We start from the raw sequence: 2,522 nt of genomic DNA on the forward strand, positions 1-2,522 counted from the left end.
CTAGGAAGGCGCAGGGAAATAATAATATCCCTGACCAACCTACGAATACGAAGCGATCGCGCTTTAACCAGTCGTCTAGAACGTCAAACCACCCTCTACTGGGCGTGCGTCCAACTGCGATGGTCATCGAACTAAAATCCTCTTTTTACTAAAATTGCAACGTTTCTAAGGCAGAGCTTTCTTGAGGAGCCAGTCCAGTTGCGGGTTTTACCCCGTTTAGTCAAGTGGCACAATCCCTCTATCAGCTACTGCGGTGAGGAATTAACGTTTTTTTTGACACTCTCAGCTGCTTTAAAGCATCTAAGATTCTGAGAACTTGCCGCTTAGTCAAGTTAGCATTTCTCAGGGTTATGCCTTTACCCGTACCATTCGCTAGTAATCTAGCTTTTGGTATCTTAATGATTCTTAATTTATCATACTAGTCTGGGTTTTAGCCCAACACACGGAAGTGAATCGGGTATTTGACACGAACCTATATAAATAATATGAATATCAGAAATTTAACAATTTGACACAAGTTTTCTCAGAAATCTAATAAAGTTTAGTGTAGAGAGACAAAAGTAGCCAACCTCTTCTCAAGAGGTTAAAAGGTAGAACACACAAGGGTTATTCCATTTTCAATATTCTATTTTAGATTTTGAATTATACATTCGCGTAACGTCTCCAAGAAAATGGGTACTGGCCCCTCAGCTTGCAAGATATCCAGTTCCAATGGCAGACTTTTAGAGAGAGTATCTCACGGGCCAAGGTAGTTCAATGACGGCATCAACAACGATTAACAAAGGCGATCGCCTCCTGCATCAAAATGTTCTCGGTTCTCGTCGGTTCAGCAACTACTGGTGGGCAATTATCGTTACCCTAGGGGCTACAGGCTTTTTGCTGGCTGGGATATCCAGTTACCTAAGAGTTAATTTACTCATAGTTACCGATCCAACACAACTGGTATTCGTGCCTCAAGGATTGGTAATGGGGTTATACGGCACTGCTGGCTTACTTTTAGCCTTGTACCTATGGCTAGTAATTTTATGGGACTTAGGCGGCGGTTACAACGAGTTTAATCAGGAAACTGGCACAATCAAAATTTTCCGTTGGGGATTTCCTGGCAAAAACCGCCGTATTGAGATTGGTAGCAGCACAAAAGATGTTCAATCTGTGCGAATAGATATCAAAGAAGGACTTAATCCCCGTCGCGCTCTCTACCTGCGCCTTAAGGGCCGGCGAGACATACCTTTAACACGGGTAGGTCAACCGTTATCCTTAACAGAGTTGGAAACCCAAGGTGCAGAGTTAGCCCGCTTTTTAGAAGTACCCTTAGAAGGACTCTAAATTTGGGATTAGACATAGCAGGAGGCAACCCGATAAGAGAGATAAGGAGAATAACTAGCTCCTCTCTCCTTGTTGGATCAATCTAAAATCTAAACCCGCTTGAAACGATAAGATACTCTGGTTGAATCAGTAACTGGCAATGCGGTTAAAAATTTCACAATTTTTGCTTGCTTTTTTGATCATCGGTGCTTTGACGTTAGGAGGATGTTCAACTCAGCAAGTCGCTACTACTTCTTCTCCAACTTCGGCAGCTACCTCTCCAGCAACCGAGGCAACCACTAAAGTAACTACTGAAGCAACATCTGTATCTGAAACTACTAGTGAGAATGTACCAGGAATGACAGATTTACCACGCCTTGAAGGCAACGCTACTGTAGTAATTACGGTTAAAGGCTCACCAATTACGATCGCAGTAGACGGCACTAATGCACCAATTACAGCTGGCAACTTCGTAGATTTAGTACAAAAGGGTGTATATGATGGCTTAGCTTTCCATCGAGTTGTGCGCGATCCCCAACCGTTTGTGGTTCAAGGGGGCGATCCTCAAAGCAAAGACCCAAAAGTTCCAGCAAATAGATTAGGAACGGGCAGTTACATTGACCCAAAAACCGGAAATGCTCGCTACATACCCTTAGAAATCACGCCAAAAGGTTCAAATACACCAACTTACAATAAACCCTTTGATGCCACCGCTCAACCCGTCTTGTTGCCCCATAAACTGGGTGCAGTAGCGATGGCGCGATCGCAACAACCCGACTCTGCTTCGTCACAGTTTTACTTTGCTTTAGCAGATCTGGCATTCTTGGATGGCAGCTACGCCGTATTTGGTTATGTCACTCAAGGCCAGGATGTAGTCAACAAGATTCAGCAAGGCGATCGCATTGACTCTGCTAAAGTCACCCAAGGCGCTGAAAATCTGAAAACCCCTGGTTAGTTAGAGGAAAGGGAGTGGGGGAGTGGGGGAGTGGGGGAAAAATAATTAATGACCGACAATTCCTTGATGGTACAGAGCAAAAAGATTTCTCTGTGGAATCAATCCAAAATCTAAAATTGGATGACTCCTTTCTCCTGACCGAAAAAATGGGATTCAAGCCCCGTCCTTCTAGGACGGCTTTTCTTGATTTCTAATATATTCTTTAAGAACTTCTAGCGGCGCACCCCCTGCCGAAATAGCAAAATAACTCGGACTCCACAAA

3 protein-coding genes and 1 pseudogene are annotated in these 2,522 nt (G+C 43.9%); 2 read left to right on the plus strand and 2 right to left on the minus strand.

The annotated features are described in order from the left end of the window. Nucleotides 1-127: pseudogene (locus IQ246_RS29385) on the minus strand (photosystem II D2 protein (photosystem q(a) protein)); the annotation flags it as partial. 629 nt (nt 128-756) lie between these two features. Between IQ246_RS29385 and IQ246_RS29390 the strand changes: the two are divergent. Together IQ246_RS29390 and IQ246_RS29395 are read left to right on the plus strand one after the other, a co-directional pair. Next, nucleotides 757-1,326, plus strand: coding sequence for a photosystem I assembly protein Ycf4 (locus IQ246_RS29390; protein WP_194006804.1), 570 nt, complete (start codon nt 757-759; stop codon nt 1,324-1,326). 139 nt (nt 1,327-1,465) lie between these two features. Beyond that, nucleotides 1,466-2,260: a peptidylprolyl isomerase gene (locus tag IQ246_RS29395; RefSeq protein WP_194006805.1), complete on the plus strand. Its 795-nt coding sequence runs from the start codon at nt 1,466-1,468 to the stop codon at nt 2,258-2,260. A 168-nt stretch (nt 2,261-2,428) separates the two neighbouring features. Here the strand turns inward: IQ246_RS29395 and IQ246_RS29400 are convergent. Further along, on the minus strand, nt 2,429-2,522 hold a 94-nt coding region (locus IQ246_RS29400; protein ID WP_194006460.1), incomplete at its 5' end, for a transposase.

It is taken from the genome of aff. Roholtiella sp. LEGE 12411, assembly GCF_015206995.1.
Taxonomy (GTDB): Bacteria; Cyanobacteriota; Cyanobacteriia; order Cyanobacteriales; family Nostocaceae; genus Komarekiella.